Here is a 20,057-nt window from a genome sequence, read left to right on the forward strand (position 1 = left end):
ACAGCTCTTCCATTTTCATTATTAAATTAACATGCGAAAAATTATTTTACTTTCTTTTTTGAGTTTAGGTTTAAACGCTTCTTTTGCCCAAAGTACCCCATATTGGCAGCAGCATGCCGACTATAAAATGGAGGTTTCAATGGATGTAAAAAACTATCAGTATAAAGGGAAACAAGAATTGGTTTATACCAATAATTCTCCTGATACATTAAGAAAAGTGTTTTATCATTTATTCCCAAATGCTTTTCAGCCGGGAAGTGAAATGGATGCACGTCTGCATTTTATCAAAGATCCAGATGGAAGAATGGTAAATAAAGTAAAAACTGCTGACGGAAAAGAAGTAAAACAAAGCCGTATTGAATCTTTGAAACCTAATGAAATTGGGTATTTAAAAATTTCTGATTTCAAACAAGACGGAATTTCAGCGCAGACAAGAGTTTCAGGAACTATTTTAGAAGTGATTTTGCCTAAACCAATTTTGCCAAATTCAAAAACTACTTTTACTTTAGGTTTTGATGGTCAGGTTCCGGTACAAATTCGTCGTTCTGGAAGAAACAATTCTGAAGGTGTTGAACTTTCAATGTCACAATGGTATCCAAAATTAGCCGAATTTGATTTTGAAGGATGGCACGCAGATCCATACATTGCAAGAGAATTTCACGGTGTTTGGGGTAATTTTGATGTAAAAATTACAATCGATAAAGACTATACAATTGGAGGTTCTGGATATTTACAAGACAAAAACTCAATTGGTCACGGTTATGAAGATGCTGGTGTAACAGTTGTTTATCCAAAAAAAGCAAAAACATTAACATGGCATTTTATTGCACCAAATGTTCACGATTTTACTTGGGCAGCTGATAAAGAATATACACATGATATTGTAAAAGGACCAAATGATGTCGATTTGCATTTCTTCTACAAAAACAATGAAAAAACAACTGCAAACTGGAAACAGTTAGAGCCTTTAATGGTAAAAGTAATGGATTATTACAACCATAGAGTTGGAGCATATCCCTATAAACAATACTCCTTTATTCAGGGCGGCGACGGCGGAATGGAATATGCAATGTGTACTTTGATGTTAGGAAACGGAACCCTTGAAGGAATTCTTGGAACTGCAACTCACGAATTAGGACACTCTTGGTTTCAGCATATTTTAGCTTCAAACGAATCAAAACATCCTTGGATGGACGAAGGTTTTACAACTTACATTGAAGACAGTGCTTTGAATGAATTAAAAGGAGATAAAAAAGAAGCAAATCCGTTTAAAGGAACTTATGCAGCATATTACAGTTTAGTAAATTCTGGAAAAGAACAGCCACAGACAACGCACGGAGATCGTTACGATGAAAATCGTCCTTACAGTATTTCATCTTATGTAAAAGGATGTATCTTTTTAGCACAATTAGAATATGTAATTGGGAAAGAAAGCCTGGATGCAACTTTAAAAAGATATTTCAACGATTTTAAATTCAAACATCCAACTCCAAACGACATTAAAAGAACGGCAGAAAGAGTTTCTGGAGCAGAGTTAGATTGGTATTTAATTGATTGGGCACAAACTGCTAATACAATTGATTACGGAATTAAAGACGTTGCTGATAATTCAGGAAAAACAACCATTACTTTAGAAAGAATTGGAAGAATGCCAATGCCAATTGATTTAAAAGTGGATTATACGGATGGAACTTCTGAAAACTTCTACATTCCGTTAAGAATGATGAATTTCATTAAACCAAATCCAAACCCGAACGAAAAAAGAACAGTTGTAGAGGATTGGGCTTGGGCAATGTCAAACTACAGTTTTACAATTGACAAGAACAAAACAGCAATCAAAAAAATCACAATTGATCCAAGCGGATTAATGGCTGATGTAAAACCTGCAAATAATGTTTTTGAAGTGAAATAATCAACTTTGATAAAATAATAAAAGCCCTTAAAAAATTAATTTTAAGGGCTTTTCTATTTAGTTATAAATCTATAAAACAGGTTTTATATCCGTTACAATATCGTTTTGTGCCGTCTTTTTTAAAGGAAACATTTTTCTGTAACTTAAAACTCTCCATAACCATTCAACAGGGCCATAATTGAATTTTGAAAGCCACCATTTGCTTATAAACAACTGAATTGTAAAAACAAAAATGGCTAAGAAAAAATAAAACCAATAAGGCAGCGTATTGTAAATTTTGAAACCAATTCCGGAGAAAAGAAAACACGCAATAATATTTTGCATTAGGTAATTTGTCAGTGTCATTTTACCGCTCACCCTAAAATAACTAAAAATGGTTTTCAGTTTTCCGATAGTATACAATAAACAAATTCCAGACGCGATACATATCATTGTATTTATTATGATCCAAAAAACAGGATGAAAAATCGGGAAAGTCACTTTTTGTTTAATCGCAATTTCAAAAAGAATACCTGCAATTATTGCCAGAACCAGCGTTATTAAAAAAGTCTTTTTTAATAGTTTTTTAAATTCGGGCAAACGATTAAAAAAGTTAATTTTTTGAGCGTAAAAACCTAAAAGCATAAGCGCAAACATCACAACATGAACCGTAATGGCATAACCAAGACTAATCATTTCCTGATAATAAGTTCCCAGTAAATTAAATTGAAATACATCCAGCCAATTATCAGAATAAAATAGTTTCAAATATTTAGCAGTAGACTGCACATCGGGTAATGTTTGTTTTATCGAATTAATATAAGCACTAAGAAACGGAACAGATAAAAGAAGAATTCCAGACATTATTAAAATTGTTTTTGGAGAACTTCTGTAAAAGAACAAAAGCAGTAACCCTAGAAAAGCATAATCTTTTAAGATATCTCCAAGCCAAAAAGCAGAATTTATAAAAGCAAAAATGAAAAGGATAAACATTCTCCAGCAAAAAAAGGAAAAAGGATTTTTACCTTTTTCGGCAACATTATTAATAAGAACGGCAAATCCGTAACCAAATAAAATGCTTAACAAAGTCCAGGATTTAGCAGAAAAAAAGTAGAGATTGAAATAGCTGATAATCTCAGAAAAAATCCCTTTTTTCATTATAAAACGCTCTAATCCAATGTATCGAAAATCAACATAATTACCTATTGCAACTCCTAATAAAGCCCAGCCTCGTAAAATATCTACAATAGCGGTTCTTTTATCCTCCTGAATAGGTTGAAATGAATTTGTCATAAATTAAAATGGTTTTTTGGGGTATAAATGTTTTGGTTTAATGTATTCAAATGTAAGAAAATAATCTAGAAATCAATTTTTATAACATTATGTGAAATCCCGAGATAAATTCAGAATTGTTGCTTTAGACTGTGCTTACTTCCGAAATAATATCCGATTCTATTTTCTTTTTAAGTGGAAATAATTTTCGATAACTGGCAGATCTCCATAACCATTCGATTGGGCCATAATTATATTTTGAAAGCCACCATTTGCTTATAAATAATTGAACGATAAATACAAAAGCCGCTAATGAAAAGTAAAACCAATAAGGCATAGTATCCGCAATTCCGAAACCAATTCCGGAGAAAATAAAGGCTCCTAAAATATTTTGAGTTATATAATTGGTTAATGTCATTTTTCCGCCAGCACTAAAATATCTGAATATTGTTTTTAGTTTCTGAGCATCGTAAAGTAAAATAATTCCCGATACAATAAAGATCATTGTACTTATAATAAACCAAAAATAAGGATGAAAGTAATTAAGAAATTCAGCTTTATTTTCGGTCGCAAAGTAAGAAACAACGCCTAATATAACAGCAATAAACAAGTTACTTATAAGTGCATAAATTAAAAGTTTTTTCATTTCTTTCAAACGATTAAAAAAATCTAATTTTTGAAGCATAGCACCAAAAAGCATACACCCCAGCATTACAGTATGCGCTACAATGGCATAGCCGGGAGCAATGATTTGCTGATAGAAATTAGCGAATAGATTAAATTTAAAGAAGTCCAGCCAGTTTCCAGAATGATATAGTTTTAAATATTCCGGATTTGTAATAATGGACACTCTTTCAATGTTTAAACCTTTAATATAGGCCATTAAAAATGGAATAAAAAGAATAAGAATTGCTGAAATATAACCCAGTGTTTTTGCTGAACTTTTGTAAAATAATAATAATATAAGTCCTAAAAAGGCATAATCTTTTAGGATGTCGCCAAACCAAAAACTAGAATCTATAAAAGCCAAACCAAAGAGCAATAACATTCGCCATGTAAAAAAGGTAACAGGATTTTTGCCTTTTGCAGCAACGTTATGAATTAAGATAGCAAAACCATAACCAAATAAAACAGTTAGTAAAGTCCAGGATTTTCCAGCTAAAAAATACTCATCAAAATAGGAGAGTATATTAGATACAAGATTATTCTTGGTTTCGTGCGGAATACCGATGCGCATATAACCGGAATAATTGCCAATGGCAACACCTAATAAAGCCCAGCCACGAAGAATATCCAAAATAGCAGTTCTTTTGCCTTGCTCAACAGGATGATAAGAATTTGTCATTTGATTAACGATTTCGTTGTGATTTGATTGATGATTTTAGATAATTTCGAAATTATTCTAATGCAATCAAAAGTAAGAAAATTAAGCAGGGAACAAAATCCTATCATAAAAAAAGCGTGCTATTTTAAAAGTATTTTTTTAAATAGCACGCTTGGTATAAAGTATATTCAGATTAACTCAAATGATCAATCATGTCTTTAGTCATTGATTCTAAATCAAATTTATGATTCCAGTTCCAGTCTTCTCTTGCAGAAGAATCGTCAATACTTGCCGGCCAGCTGTCCGCAATTTTTTGACGGAAATCCGGATTATAAGTAATTTCAAATTCAGGAATATGTTTTTTGATTTCGGCAGCAATTTCTGTTGGAGTAAAACTCATAGCCGCTAAATTGTATGAAGAATGTATTTTAATTTCTTCTGCCGGAGCTTTCATAATATTGATAGTTGCTTCAATTGCATCATCCATATACATCATCGGCATTTTTGTTTCAGATGATAAAAAGCACTCGTATTTTTTATCGGCAATAGCCTTATAAAAAATATCAACCGCATAATCTGTAGTTCCTCCGCCCGGAGGAGTAGACCAGCTTATTAAACCCGGATAACGAATACTGCGAACATCAACACCATAAATATTATGATAATATTCGCACCATCTTTCTCCCGCTTGTTTGCTGATTCCATAAACCGTTGAAGGTTCCATAATCGTGTATTGCGGCGTATTTTCTTTTGGAGTTGTAGGCCCAAAAACAGCAATACTTGAAGGCCAGAAAATCTTTTGGATTTTTTTAGCTTTCGCCAGATTCAAAACATGAAAAAGTGAATTCATATTCAAATCCCAGGCAAAAGCCGGATTTTTTTCTGCCGTAGCAGACAAAAGAGCCGCCATTAAATAAACATCGGTAATTTTATGAACTTCTACCAAATGTTCTATTTGATTAAAATCTAAAGCATTAACCACTTCAAAAGGTCCTGAATTAACGACATCAGTATTTAATTTTCGAATATCAGAAGCGATCACATTTTCGGTTCCGTATAATTTACGCAGTTTTTGCGTCAGTTCAGTTCCAATCTGACCGCAGGCGCCAATGATTAATATTTTTGGATTCATTTGTTTAGATTTAGTGTTGCAAATATAACGTTTTCGCAAATATCAACGTTTTTTCAAACATTAAATTATAAAATTAACAATGATAAAGAGCGTTTTTTAGATTATTCACTATTCAAAAAGTTAAAGCAGATAAAGTTTAGCCACAGATTCCACAGATTTAATGGATTATTTTCTCAAAACTTAATCAAAAAAATCATTTTAATCTGTGAAATCTGTGGCAAAAAATAATATGAATTTTAAAAGTTTCTTGGCATAAATCACAATTCGTAATTGTAAATTTACTTCGTAACTTTGCACCCTAACATTTTATCAAATGAAATATAAAATAGCGCTGTTTTTACTCTTGATTTTTGTACTTCAATCATGTCAAAATGAGAATGAAAAGCGTCTTGCCGAAAATGCTAAAGAAGCTAAAAAGAACGAAAAAATCTTTAACAATATCAATAAAGCCTGGATTTTTATAGACGAACCAATAAATGAGGTTTCTGAACAAAATGTAAAAGGTTGGACAGAGTGGCGTGATTTCCTAAAAGAAATAGGAGACAAGCCGAGAAAAACTATTGGCGCTTTTCAAAAAAAATCAACAGCGATTTCTAAAAAAGCGATAGCATTAAACAATAATATTCCGTCACAATTTAATCAGCCGCAAATAAAAGCGAGAATTGCCATTTTGATTACCAAAGTCAAAATGATGGATTTATTTATTCATTTAAATCAAATTCCAGATGATAAAGTTGCTTTTTTAATTGGTGAAATAAACAAGGAGTTAGTTTCGTTAGAAAGACAAATGGATAAAATTGTCGAAAAGGCCAAAATTCCAAAAGAAGAAGGAGAAGCTGATTTCCTTAAAATGTTAGACACAACCCGCGCAATCCCAAGTTCTGCGCCTCCAATAGATCAAAATTTACCAAGAGTTGAGTAAAAACGCCTTATATACGATATACGACAATTTGCCAAAAGCGCAGCAAATTGCAGCCAATTTACTGGAAGGAAATCAGATAAAAATGCACCTTCAAGGTTTGCTGGGATCTGCAGTTTCCTTTGTAATACGCTCTGTTTTTAAGAAAACAGAACTGCCTTTTTTGATTGTTTTAGACAACAAAGAAGAAGCGGCGTATTACCTAAACGATCTGGAACAAATGATTGGCGAACAAGATGTTTTGTTTTATCCCGCTTCATTTCGTCGTCCATATCAAGTTGATGAAACTGATAATGCCAATGTTTTGCTCCGTGCTGAGGTTTTAAACCGAATAAATTCCCGAAAAAAACCGGCGATAATTGTTACGTATCCCGAAGCACTTTTTGAAAAAGTCGTTACACGTCAGCAATTAGATAAAAACACTTTAAAAGTAGCGCTTAACGATAAAATTTCGATTGATTTTATCAACGAAGTTTTGTTTGAATACGAGTTTAAAAGAGTTGATTTTATTACAGAACCCGGAGAATTTTCGGTTCGTGGAGGAATTGTCGATGTATTTTCTTTTTCAAACGATCATCCGTATAGAATTGAATTCTTCGGAAATGAAGTAGACAGTATCAGAAGTTTTGATGTTGAAACGCAGCTTTCTGTAGAAACCCACAAAAAAATCACGATTATCCCGAATGTTGAAAACAAAATATTTCAGGAAAACCGCGAAAGTTTCTTAGATTATATTGCTGAGAAAACGGTACTATTTATTCAAAATACCGACGGACTTTTTAGTCAGTTAGACAAACAATTTGCAAGAGCAGAAGAAGCTTTTGGGAAACTTTCGAAAGAAATAAAACACGCAGAACCGGAGCAATTATTTTTAAATCAAAGTTCGTTCATAAAACGCGCTTTAGATTTTTCGATTGTTGAATTGGCTTCAAAACCAATTTTCAAAACCACTAAAAAATTCGAATTTCATATTCAGCCTCAGCCATCTTTCAACAAACAATTTGATTTGTTATTGAATAATTTGAGCGACAATCATTTTAACGGATATAAAAATTATTTGTTCTGTTCGAATGAAACGCAGGCAAAACGTTTTCATGATATTTTTGAATCTTTAGATGAAGCTAATTCTGAAAATATCAGAAAGCAATATAATACCATTGTACTGCCTTTGTACCAAGGTTTTATTGATGAAGAAAATCAAATAACGGCTTATACAGATCACCAGATTTTTGAGCGTTATCATAAATTCAACATCAAAAATGGATATTCTAAAAAACAGAATATTACGCTTAAGGAATTAACCGCACTTTCTGTTGGCGATTATGTAACGCATATTGATCACGGAATTGGAAAGTTTGGCGGATTGCAGAAAATTCAGGTGGAAGGCAAAACGCAGGAAGCTATAAAACTGGTTTATGCCGATAATGATATTGTTTATGTAAGCATTCACTCGCTTCATAAAATTTCCAAATACAACGGAAAAGACGGAACGCCTCCAAAAATCTATAAGTTAGGATCGAACGCCTGGAAAGTTTTAAAACAAAAAACCAAAGCGCGAGTCAAACATATTGCATTCAACTTGATTCAGTTGTATGCAAAACGTCGTTTAGAAAAAGGTTTCCAATTTGCGCCTGATAGTTATCTTCAAAACGAATTAGAAAGTTCGTTTATTTATGAAGATACACCAGATCAAACTAAATCTACAGCAGAAGTAAAAGCCGATATGGAAAGCGATCGCCCAATGGATCGTTTGGTTTGTGGCGATGTTGGTTTCGGAAAAACGGAGGTTGCAATTCGTGCTGCTTTTAAGGCGGTTGACAATAGCAAACAAGTTGCAGTTTTGGTTCCGACTACGATTTTAGCGTATCAGCATTATAGAACTTTCTCTGAACGTTTGAAAGATATGCCAGTTACAATTGGTTACTTAAACCGATTTAGAACGGCAAAACAAAAAACGCAGACTTTAAAAGATTTAGCCGAAGGTAAACTCGATATTGTAATTGGAACACATCAATTGGTAAACAAAAATGTAGTTTTTAAAGACTTAGGCTTATTGATTGTTGATGAGGAACAGAAGTTTGGAGTTAACGTAAAAGATAAATTAAAAACCATTGCGGCAAATGTTGATACATTGACATTAACAGCAACGCCAATTCCGAGAACGCTTCAGTTTTCATTAATGGCGGCGCGCGATTTATCTGTAATTACAACGCCTCCGCCAAACCGTTATCCTATTGAAACTAATGTCGTTGGTTTTAATGAAGAGATTATTCGTGATGCGATTTCGTATGAAATTCAACGAAACGGACAAGTTTTCTTTATCAATAATCGAATCGAAAATATAAAAGAAGTGGCAGGAATGATTCAGCGTTTGGTTCCAAATGCAAGAGTCGGAATTGGTCATGGACAAATGGATGGAGCCAAACTCGAAGAACTGATGTTAGGTTTCATGAACGGAGATTTTGATGTTTTGGTGGCAACCACAATTATTGAAAGTGGTTTGGATGTTCCAAATGCCAACACGATTTTCATTAACAACGCCAATAATTTCGGATTGTCTGATTTACATCAAATGCGTGGCCGTGTGGGACGAAGTAACAAAAAAGCATTCTGTTATTTTATCTGTCCGCCATATTCATCAATGACCGAAGATGCCAGAAAGCGTATTCAGGCATTGGAACAATTCAGCGAATTGGGAAGCGGTTTTAATATTGCGATGAAAGATCTTGAAATTCGTGGAGCTGGAGATTTATTAGGAGGAGAACAAAGCGGTTTCATCAACGAAATTGGTTTTGATACGTACCAAAAAATCATGAACGAAGCGATTGAAGAATTGAAGGAAAACGAATTCAAGGATTTATATCCGGAAGAAAATAATATCGACACAAAAGAATACGTAAAAGACATTCAAATCGATGCCGATTTTGAGCTTTTATTCCCAGATGAATATATCAATAACGTTTCGGAACGTTTGGTTTTATATAGCGAATTAGGTGCGATAAAAGATGAAGCTGGTTTACAGGAATTCGAAAGAAAACTGATTGACCGTTTCGGACCTTTGCCAAAACAAGCTATTTCATTGTTAAACAGCATCAGAATAAAATGGATTGCCACGAAAGTCGGAATCGAGAAATTAGTTTTGAAACAAGGCAAAATGATTGGTTATTTCGTTTCAGATCAGCAATCAGATTATTACCAATCGGTGAAGTTTAGAAATGTTTTAAACTTCGTTCAGAAGCATAGCAATCTTTGCAAAATGAAAGAAAAACAGACTGTGAATGGATTACGTTTGTTATTGACTTTTGAGAATGTGAAGTCGATTAAACGAGCTTTGGAGCTGATGGAATTGTTTGAGGAGTAAATATAAAGTTTGCCACGAATTTCACGAATTTCCACTAATTCTTTTTTTTGCCACAGATTAAAAGGATTTAAATGATTTTTTTAATCTGTGGCAAAAATTTTAAAAATAAATTCGTGCTAATTAGTGGAATTAGTGGCAAAATAAAATAAAAAATGACGTATGAGATTATCATACGTCATTTAGTTTTAATCTAAAACAGAATTATTTAACGATCAGTTTTTTAGTCACTTTAAAATCTTTAGAAACAATATTTACAATATAAATTCCCGAAGCTAAACGATGATCGATTTTTCCTGATGTTGAAAGTCTTTCGGTTAAAACCGTTCTTCCGTTTATATCTGAAACAGAAATTGCAGCAGAATCTCCGTTTTCTAATTCTGGTAATAAAACATGAAATTCATTATTCGTTGCCGGATTTGGATAAATACCAATTACTTTTTCGGTTTCTGAAACTTCATTAATGGTTAGGGCAGATTTTCCTGTTCCAACTGTTGTTGGCTCTAATTGCCATTGTGCGCTGTACCAGCCGTCTTGCGAATTTCCGTATTGTGCAGAACCTGTTTGGTTTTCAACATGAATAATATTTCCAGTCTGCCATCTGTTTCTTAAGCGAACCCAAGTTCCGTCGATATAATCGCTAGACCATTGCGCGCTCCAGAAAGTAGTATCTGTTATATTAGATTGAACTGTTCCGGTTTGGCTTTCAATATTCATTAATTCACCAGTTGCCACATTTTTAAGAACGAAATAAGTAGCGTCAATCGCTATTTTCTGCCATTTGTAGCTGTTACCAGAAACTGTAGTTCCATAACCAACATTTGCTCCGGCATCAGATAAATAGGCGCCTGTCCATCTGTTTTTAATAGTGTAATAATTTCCTCCCGTTGAAGTCGAAACGGTTACGGCGCATGTACTAGTTTTGCTTCCGTCAACGGTTGTAACCGTAATAGTTGCTGTTCCGTTTGCAACAGCCGTAATCAAACCTGAGCTGTTTACAGTTGCCACAGCAGTATTACTTGAACTATAATTTACAGATTTGTTTGTTGCATTTGCCGGAAGAACAGTTGGCGTTAATTGCTGTGTTCCTCCAACAGATAATGATACAGAACTCGGACTCAAACTCACACTTGTAACCGCAACATTTGATGCATTTACCGTAACGGCACAAGTCGCTGTTTTTGCCCCATCCTGAGTTGTAACCGTAATTGTTGCAGAACCTGCAGCGACAGCAGTTACCAAACCTGAACTGTTTACTGTTGCAACAGCTGTATTACTTGAACTATAAGTTACTGCTTTATTCGTTGCATTTGAAGGATTAACAGTTGGAGTTAATTGTTGCGTTGCGCCAACCAATAATGTTGAAGTTGTTGGTGATAAAGTTACGCTTGTAACCGCAACAACAGTTCCCGGATTTGAATCGTACCAAGTTGTATTCATGTACCAGCCTGTTTTGTTTCGGCTTAAATCGGCAGTTTGGTTTGTTCCGTCGTTAAAAATTAAATTAGTTGACGTTACATTTGTAAATGTGTAGCTGTACCATCCATTTCCGGCATCGGTCATGTTTACGCCCGGCCAGTTTACAGCTGCTAAAACTCCTGTTGGAAGAGCATTCCAGTAATAAATTTTAATTCCTGTTCCCCAGTTTGATGGTTTATAGAAATACACCGTAAAATTAGTATTTGGATTTACGGTAATCGTTGCCGAAGCTGTTTTATTTCCGTCTTGGGTAGTGGCTGTAATTGTTGCTGTTCCTGCAGAAACTGCTGTTACAAGTCCAATTGAATTTACGGTTGCAATTGCAGTATTACTTGATGACCAGGTTACATTTTTATTAGTTGCATTTGCAGGCGAAATTGTCGCTGAAAGCTGCTGTGTATTTCCTGCATACAAACTCGCTGTAGTTGGCGAAACTGCTACAGAAGAAACTGGAATCGCAGCGACAGTTACAGCGGAAGTTGCTGTTTTGTTTCCATCAACCGTTTTTACAGTAATTGTTGTTGTTCCTGCTGCAACAGCTGTAACTAAACCTGACGCATTTACAGTTGCAACAGCCGTATTGCTTGATGTCCATGTTAAGTTTTGGTTTGTTGCATTTGCCGGAGCAATTGTAGCATTTAATTGTTGTGTAGATCCTAAACCAACTGTTACCGTTGTTGGACTTACAGAAACTCCTGTAACGGCTACAACCGGAGCATTTGTATTGGTTAAAACCAAATATTCGTAAGCAGCAAATGTTCTTGTCGCGCCTGTTGTTAAAGTTACTGAGGCATTATTGTTATATGGATTTACATAAGTCCCTGCTAAAGCTGCCGGAATTACATACGATTTTGAAGCATTTCTCAAATTCGACATTACAATAACTTTTTCTGTACCTAATGTTTTAGTGAAAATGCTGATATCATCATTTGCATACGTGGTTAAATCTCCACGTCTGATGGCAGCACTTGTTGTTCTGAAATTTAAGATTTTGGCGAAATCTGCCGCTGCAGTTGGATTTTGTGACCAGTTGAATTTAAAATTTGTCCAAGGCCAATCTGTTTTTGGTTCGTAGTCGATTTCCTGTCCGCTCATTAAAAAAGGAACCCCTTTCATATAAGCCGAAACTAAGAAATTAGCAACGATTCCGTTATGACTTTTGAATGGAATAATTGGTCTTCTTACGCCATCATCATTTGTGTAAGTATCGTGATTTCCAGTGTATCTAACGATTTGCTGATTTCCAGTTGCTTTAGCATACTCATATGTAGACTGGTCCTGAAGCCTTTGAGAAACAGGCCCTCCATTAGCAATGTCATATAAACCGCTATGAAACCATCTGTCACCATAATTCATGTCAAAACCAACCTGAAAGTTCTCTTGTCTGTCTCCTTCGGCTAACATTAATAAATTATGAGAAGAAATTCCTCTAAGGTTTGAATTCACTTCAGACCAAAAATCTAAAGGGGGATTATTAGCATAATCGCAGCGATAACCGTCAATATTGGCTGCGAAAATCCAGTAACGCATAGCATCTTTTATAGCTGCTCGTGTAGCAGAATTATTAAGATCAAGCGCCGCAATATCAGAGAAGTTTCCTAATTGCTGAATCGTTGTTCCGGTTCGTTTATAATATTCCGGATGTGAAACTGTCCAAACATTGTCCCATGAAGTTCCGTTGATGGCAATATCCAAGATAACAGCCATTCCGCGGCTGTGAGCGCCATCGACTAAAGTTCTTAAATCCGCAAGAGAACCATATTCTGATCCTACGGCTTTAAAATCTTTAATACAATAAGGCGAAGCTGAACTTCGGGAATCTGTACCGTGCGGATAAATTGGCATTAAATAAATAACATTAGTGCCAAGTGCTTTTATATTATCTAATCGGGCGGTTACTCCGGCTAAATTTCCGTTGGCACTAAACGGACGTATATGAACCTGATACATGTTTACATCTCGTGTATCTGGTACGCCTGCAAATGGCGTTCCGTACTGAGCCGGATCTTGTGCATAAACTGAACTTGCAAATAATAATAGAAAACAGACTAGTGTTTTCGTAATATGAAATAATCTAGTGGTAATTTTGATTTTCATAATAATAGTTTTTTTGCATGCTTGTCAGCATTTCTTAACTAAAATTCATTCTCACTCGCATTGTTTTTAAATTTGACAAACATTTTGTGGTTAATAGTTTTTAAGTAGTAAAGTTGTAATTTTTGCTCAGAAATGAGCGTAAGTTTCTGCCACGAATTCACGAATTTTCAGAATTAAGGGTCGTATTTCTTAATCTAAAAATTGTAAATAATTCGTGAATTCGTGGCAAAAAAACTCAGTAATCTATAACTTTTTCAATCCCTTTAATTCTTCAGCATTTGCTTCTTTGATGCTGATTGCAGTACCTCCTCCCGGAGCTAAATACTGCTTCAATTTGCTTTTTGAGTTTACAACAACTTTGGTAACGGTATATTTCTGCGGATTTTGATTCCAATTTGCTTCTTTGGCATCAGCATAAATAGTGGCGATGAAATTTTTTCCGGCTGGTAAATAATCAAATGAAATGTTTGCTGTTCTTGCATTTTCATCTGTAATTCCGCCAATATACCACTCGTTTTTGCTTTTTGCTTTACGTGCAATTGTAATGTAATCTCCAGGTTCAGCTTCTAAAATATAACTGTTATCCCAATCTACAGCCACATCTTTAATAAACTGAAATGCATCTGGAAAACGCTCATAATTCCCCGGAATATCAGCGGCCATTTGCAGCGGACTGTACATGGTTACATAATAAGCCAATTGTTTTACCAAAGTAGTATTCACTCGCTGTGAACTTCCTGTCCCGTAATACGAAAGATCGGTTTGGAAAATTCCCGGCGTGTAATCCATTGGACCTCCCATTAAACGTGTAAAAGGTAAAATTGTAGTGTGATCTGGAGCTAATCCTCCCATAGATTCAAACTCGGTGCCGCGCGCTGACTCCTGAGCGATCCAGTTTGGAAAAGTTCTGTTTAAACCTGTCGGGCGAACGGCTTCGTGGCTGTCAATCATAATTTTATAATCGGCGGCACGTTTGGCTACGTTAATGTAATGATTCACCATCCATTGTCCGTCATGATGTTCGCCACGCGGAATAATTTTCCCTACATAACCTGTTTTTACAGCGTCATAACCATTGTCGTTCATAAATTGAAAAGCACGATCTAAACGACGTTCGTAATTTGTTGCAGATCCTGAAGTTTCGTGGTGCATGATAATTTTTACCCCTTTTGAGGCAGCATATTCATGAACCGCTTTTACATCAAAATCCGGATATGCTGTTACATAATCAAAAACTTCTTCTTTCCAGTTATTAATCCAGTCTTCCCAACCAATGTTCCAGCCTTCGATAAGGATGGCATCAAAACCATTTTTAGAAGCAAAATCAATATATTCTTTTGCACGTTCTGTTGTGGCTCCGTGTTTTCCGTTTGGAGTAAGTTTTGTAAAATCATCTGTTAATTTCACATTATTTTCTTTTCCAAAAGCCCAAGTACTTCTTCCTGCTACAAAATATTCCCACCAAATCCCGATGAATTTTACCGGTTTAATCCACGAAACATCTTTATAGCTTGTTGGTTCATTAAGGTTCAGAATTAATTTTGAAGCTAAAATGTCTGTTGCTTTATCGCTTAATACAATAGTTCTCCAAGGTGATTGTGCATCGGTCTGCATATAACCTTTTGCACCAACTGCATCTGGTGCCAAATGACTAATCATTTTGTTGTTTACGGCATCAACTTCAAGATACATTGCCGGATAATTGATTAATCCCGCTTCGTGAATGTTGATGTATAAACCATCATCTGATTTCATCATTGACGGCGTTTGTACTGCTAATTCTTTTATTGGCCACTGCGAATTGATTTCGATAGTAGCTTTTTTCATCAGCGAAGGAATTTCTGAAATTTTTGATGTTGTATACGCATATTCGTTGGTATCATAATCTCCCGGAATCCAGAAAATTTTATGATTTCCAGCCAAATTAAACTGTGAACGTTCTTCTTTTATTACAAAATAGCTTAGATCATTTTGTTTTGGAAATTCATATCTAAATCCCAATCCGTCGTTGAATAAACGGAAACGAATACGAATAAATCTATTGTTGTTTTTTGCTTGAGCTAATGTGACAACCAATTCGTTGTAATGATTACGAATTGTTTTTTCTTCTCCTAAAACCGGATTCCAATTTTCATCAACAGAAGATTGTGCTGTGTTTGTAATGGTAAAACCATCCAAAAACGAAGGCATATTTTGAAGTTCTAAACCCAAAGAACTTGGTTTTATAACTGCTTTTTGTTTGTATGATAATTGGTAAGACGGAATTCCGCCTTCTTTTAATTCAAATTTTAAAGAAAGATTTTTGTCTGGCGAAGTTATTTCTTGTGCGTGAAGCCATAACGTGCTTACGATTGCAAAAAATAAAAGCGCTGTTTTTTTGCTCAAACGAATTTGAAGCAATGATTTTTGGGATTGAAAATTCATGTTATTTAGTTTTTGGCAAATCTAATTTTATTTAAAGATGCTTTTTCGAATTAATTTTTCAATACTATATATTGAAAAGGTTGAAGTGTTATTTCTGCACCAACAGTAACTGCTGCTCCTGTAAAAGCGTCTTTCCAGTTTCCTTTTAAAGTCGACGGAACAAGATGTTTTACTGTTGCATCGGTCAAATTAGAAAGTACAAAAACTTTTTCCGAATCTTTTATCATTGTAAATGCACTTACTGAATTGGTGCTGTATCCTGTAAAAGTTCCTGTTTTAATAGCGTTGCTTGTATTTCTAAAGGCAATGATTTTTTTGTATTCAGCAAGCATTTCATTATCTGCGGTTGACCAGTCAATTGGAGTTTTTGCGAAATAATTTAATCTTTGCGCATATCCAATTTCCTGTCCGTTATAAATCATTGGAACAGATTTTAAATAAGCAGCGACAACAAAAGTGGCAATTGATCCTTTTTTACCTCCAAAAAGTTCCAACGGAGTTCCATCTGAAAGGTTAACGTCGTGATTGCTTGTGTATCTAACAACTCTGTTTTCTGGATTATAATTGTTTGCATATTCTGTTGCATTCGAATCCTGAATTGTAGTTGCTGGTTTGTTTTCTTTGAAAAGTTTTTCTAAAGTACTGAAGAAATTAAAACCAAATGTATAATCAAAACCAGAAGCAAAGTGATTGTATTTTGATCCTTCGGCAAGCATTAAAATAGATTGGTTTTTCTTGATTTTTCTCAATTTTGTAATGGCATCTGCCCAGAAATTATTCGGTACAAAATCAGCATAATCACATCTAAAACCGTCTATGTTTGCGTTGTAAACCCAGTAAGACATAGCATCAATCATTGCATCTTTCATTTCGGTATTGTCGAAATTTAACTGTGCTACATCATTATAATTTGTTCCCGGCGGAATTATAATGTTTCCGGCAGCATCTTGCTGGTACCAGTTTTTATGTTGTGTAATCCATGCATTGTCCCAAGCAGTATGATTGGCAACCCAGTCTAAAACAACAGCCATGTTTTTTTTGTGTGCTTCTTCAACTAATGTTTGAAGATCTTGTAAAGTTCCAAAATCCGGATTTACGGCTTTATAGTCTTTTACAGCGTAAGGAGAACCTAATTCGCCAGAAGCCCTTTCTTTTCCAACAGGGAAAACAGGCATTAAATAAATAACATTTGCTCCCAATTCCTGAATTTGAGAAAGTCTGTCCTGAACTCCTTTTAGAGTTCCGGCCTGACTAAAGGCACGAATGTTTACCTGATAAATTATTGCATCTTCTTTTTTTGGCATTTTTTCAAATGGAGCGCCATATTGTGTATATGGAGATTCGGGAGTTTTTTCTGAATCATCGTCAGAAGAACTGCACGAAACAAATGCTACGGCCAACAGTAATGCGTAAACAAATTTTATATTAAATTTCATAATTTTTATATTTTAAATGATTGAGAAGTAACCTGCCTTTCGAAGTAAAAAGACAGGTAAACTCAAACCAAACTAAACTTAATTTTTGTTATTTTTTAACGATTGAAGTTATTGCAGTTGCTGGATAACCCGTACTTGCCGGATCTGTTTCAACAATTTTAAAGGTAACTTCATAAGTTCCGGCTTCACCAATTGTGTAAGCTCCGCCGTTATCAAGATTAACGATGTTTGTTGAAGCATCTGCCGGTCCGTAATTCACAGTCCATGCATCATTCAATCTGAATTTTAAAGCACCCGCCAGTAAATTTGCCGTTATTTTCCATGTTTTTGTTACATGATCGTAAGACATTGGTACAGAATGATTCCATCCATAATTAGGATCACCGGCCGTTTGTTCTGCTGTTGCAGATGCTGGCCCAACAATTCCCCAAGCATAAGGAGTCTGAGACCATTTTAAAGTATTTGTGTTTACTTTAATTTGATATGAACCTGCACCAGGAAGTACAAAATCAGTATCGCTCATGTTTTTCAAATCATTATTTGAAGCCCCTGCGCCGTAAAATTGTGCCCAGTTTCTTCCTTTATTTAATTTAAATCCAGGACCTGCGCCTTCTGCAACAGTCATGTAACCCTGATAAACTCCTAATTGAATTTCGGTTAATGCAGCAGCTGTTCCTACATCCCATCCCTGATAGCTTCCCGGCATATAGATTTCTCCAAAAACAACCGTTTTCAAATAAGGAGTTACCGTTATTGTAACAGGATTAGAATACGTTCTATGATCCATTGAAGCTTCTACACGAATTACTAATTCTCCAGGAACATTAGGTTTTAATCCTAAGTCTAAGGCAATTTTATTTAATTCTAATCCGGTAAAAGATTTGCTTAAAACATCTTCTCCGGCTTCAACTCGTTTTGCTTTTGACCAAGCCTCACTTCCTTTGATGTCAGTAGGCAAATCTAATTGTACGGCATAGCTCACAGGCGCCGCAATTGGGAAGGTTACTTTTGGATAGGAAACCAGTAAAGCAGCTTGGTCTGAAGTCTCTTCTTTAAGTACTATTGTATTAGATGATACCTCAATTCCAGAAGGAAAATTTACTGATTTCAGTGTCGTTACTGTTCCTTCGGTTTCACAGGAAGCGGCTAAAAAAACCAAACTTCCAAGTAAGAATAATTTATTGATATATTTTTTCATGATAGTTTTGTTTTTAGTAACCTGGGTTTTGTTTAAGTCCGCGATTAGCATCTAAAGCAGATGTTGGAATTGGGAACAATTTTCTATAAGCAGGTGATGCAGGTCTAAATTCGTTTGCCAATAAAAATTTATCAAAACGAATCATGTCTTGTCTTCTGTGGCCTTCCCAGCTTAATTCGAAACCTCTTTCATTATAAATATCATCCAGAGTAGGATTGTGGTCTAAACCATCTAAGCCTGCACGTTGTCTGATTTGATCTACAAAAGGTTTTGCTGCAGCTGCATTCCCTAAACGAGCATTACATTCTGCCATCATTAAAATTACGTCAGCATATCTGAAAATTGGAAAGTCATTAGAAGCTCCTCCTCCTGATTTTACTCCTGCAGGATAAAATTTAACATTACGAACTCCAGCCTGAGGAAGCGCTCCGGGATTATCTAAAGAACCAACTTCAAGTGTATAATTGAATCCGCCAGGTTGTTCACCTACTAAAAACTGTTTTCTACGAATATCATTTACATCATATTTCAGGAAGAAATCTTTAGGAACAATAGTTCCGTTCCAGCCGCTTAATCCAAATAAATTCACACCCTGAGGACCGTATACACTACGAACAGCATAAACATTACGGGAAACAACATCCAGAGTTGCGTAAATAGGCAAAATAGTTTCATCATCTGGAAGGACGTCTCCAAATAATTCAAAATATTTATTCCCTAAAGGATTTGCAACATCGGCTGCGCCAGAATGAAGTGTAAATCCGCCTTCAGAAACTTTGTTACAAGCAGCTAAACATTCTGTCCATTTTGGAGTTCCGGTATAAACTTCAGCGTTTAAGTACACTTTTGCAAGCAATGTATAACCAGCCCATTTGTTGAACCTTCCATAATAATTTCCGCCTTTTGTTACAGAAAGTAATTCTACGTTTTCTGTTAGTTCTTTTACTATAAAATCAAAAACTTCTTTACGGCTTGACTGCGGGATTTTATCAACGGTAATATTGTTGTTGGTGTAAAAAGGAACATCACCAAAATCATCAATCAATAAATAATAAAAGAAAGCTCGTAATACTTTTGCTTCAGCAATTTTTGAAGGATCAGCACCTGATTTTTCTAATAATTCAACGGCTAAGTTTGCATTGAAAATAGATTTGTATAACCAGTTCCATGTATTATTAATAATGAATTCAGAAGGAAGCCATTCGTGTTTGTGCAAACGGGCAAAGTCCTGCTGCCAGTTACCATCTGTTCTATGCGGAATTACCTGCTCGTCTGATGACATACAGTTCATGTCGTACCAGCCATTATCAGCTCCTGCATAACCTACGCCAGGTACATTTTTACGTTCAAAGTCCCCCGGAATTTCTGCATAAACACTGGCAAGAGCAATATTAGCTCCTTCCGGAGTTCCATAAAAGGTGTCCGGCTGATATTTATCGTATATATTTTCGTTGATATCTGTACAGCTAAAAAGTGTTAGAAAACATACGCTTCCTGCTGCTACTATATTTTTAATTTTCATCTCTT

At 35.1% G+C, this 20,057-nt stretch carries 11 protein-coding genes; 3 read left to right on the plus strand and 8 right to left on the minus strand.

The annotated features are described in order from the left end of the window. Window positions 1-31: 31 nt before the first annotated feature. A complete protein-coding gene (locus J2Y38_RS04935) occupies window positions 32-1,912 on the plus strand; it encodes a M1 family metallopeptidase (protein WP_309840118.1) in 1,881 nt (626 codons plus the stop codon). 69 nt (window positions 1,913-1,981) lie between these two features. On the opposite strand, the gene J2Y38_RS04940 is transcribed toward J2Y38_RS04935, so the two are convergent. From J2Y38_RS04940 to J2Y38_RS04950, 3 genes are all read right to left on the minus strand, one after another. Further along, complete coding sequence (locus tag J2Y38_RS04940) at window positions 1,982-3,184, minus strand: DUF418 domain-containing protein (RefSeq protein WP_309840120.1); 1,203 nt, start codon at window positions 3,182-3,184, stop codon at window positions 1,982-1,984. 124 nt (window positions 3,185-3,308) lie between these two features. Further along, the gene (locus J2Y38_RS04945) at window positions 3,309-4,508 is read right to left on the minus strand and encodes a DUF418 domain-containing protein (protein ID WP_309840123.1); all 1,200 of its coding nucleotides are present in this window, start codon (window positions 4,506-4,508) and stop codon (window positions 3,309-3,311) included. A gap of 172 nt (window positions 4,509-4,680) precedes the next feature. Next, window positions 4,681-5,619 (minus strand): L-threonine 3-dehydrogenase, encoded by a 939-nt coding sequence (locus J2Y38_RS04950; protein ID WP_309840125.1) that lies wholly within the window; start codon window positions 5,617-5,619, stop codon window positions 4,681-4,683. A 313-nt stretch (window positions 5,620-5,932) separates the two neighbouring features. On the opposite strand from J2Y38_RS04950, the gene J2Y38_RS04955 reads away from it, so the two are divergent. Further along, on the plus strand, window positions 5,933-6,541 hold the full coding sequence (locus tag J2Y38_RS04955; RefSeq protein ID WP_309840127.1) for a hypothetical protein: 609 nt from the start codon (window positions 5,933-5,935) through the stop codon (window positions 6,539-6,541). Then, a complete protein-coding gene (mfd, locus tag J2Y38_RS04960) occupies window positions 6,534-9,899 on the plus strand; it encodes a transcription-repair coupling factor (protein WP_309840129.1) in 3,366 nt (1,121 codons plus the stop codon). The genes J2Y38_RS04955 and mfd overlap by 8 nt, the downstream gene beginning before the upstream one ends. 201 nt (window positions 9,900-10,100) lie before the next feature. Here the strand turns inward: mfd and J2Y38_RS04965 are convergent, their stop codons facing one another. The 5 genes from J2Y38_RS04965 to J2Y38_RS04985 all read right to left on the minus strand — a co-directional run bounded on the left by J2Y38_RS04965 (window position 10,101) and on the right by J2Y38_RS04985 (window position 20,052). Further along, the gene (locus tag J2Y38_RS04965) at window positions 10,101-13,472 is read right to left on the minus strand and encodes an Ig-like domain-containing protein (RefSeq protein WP_309840131.1); all 3,372 of its coding nucleotides are present in this window, start codon (window positions 13,470-13,472) and stop codon (window positions 10,101-10,103) included. Window positions 13,473-13,715: 243 nt separating this feature from the next. After that, a complete protein-coding gene (locus J2Y38_RS04970; RefSeq protein ID WP_309840133.1) occupies window positions 13,716-15,896 on the minus strand; it encodes a glycoside hydrolase family 97 protein in 2,181 nt (726 codons plus the stop codon). Window positions 15,897-15,946: 50 nt separating this feature from the next. After that, the gene (locus tag J2Y38_RS04975; protein WP_309840135.1) at window positions 15,947-17,332 is read right to left on the minus strand and encodes an alpha-amylase family glycosyl hydrolase; all 1,386 of its coding nucleotides are present in this window, start codon (window positions 17,330-17,332) and stop codon (window positions 15,947-15,949) included. Window positions 17,333-17,420: 88 nt separating this feature from the next. Then, on the minus strand, window positions 17,421-18,530 hold the full coding sequence (locus tag J2Y38_RS04980; protein ID WP_309840137.1) for a SusE domain-containing protein: 1,110 nt from the start codon (window positions 18,528-18,530) through the stop codon (window positions 17,421-17,423). A 13-nt stretch (window positions 18,531-18,543) separates the two neighbouring features. Further along, complete coding sequence (locus J2Y38_RS04985; RefSeq protein WP_309840139.1) at window positions 18,544-20,052, minus strand: RagB/SusD family nutrient uptake outer membrane protein; 1,509 nt, start codon at window positions 20,050-20,052, stop codon at window positions 18,544-18,546. Window positions 20,053-20,057: the final 5 nt, after the last annotated feature.

It is taken from the genome of Flavobacterium sp. 2755 (genome assembly GCF_031455715.1).
GTDB lineage: Bacteria > Bacteroidota > Bacteroidia > Flavobacteriales > Flavobacteriaceae > Flavobacterium.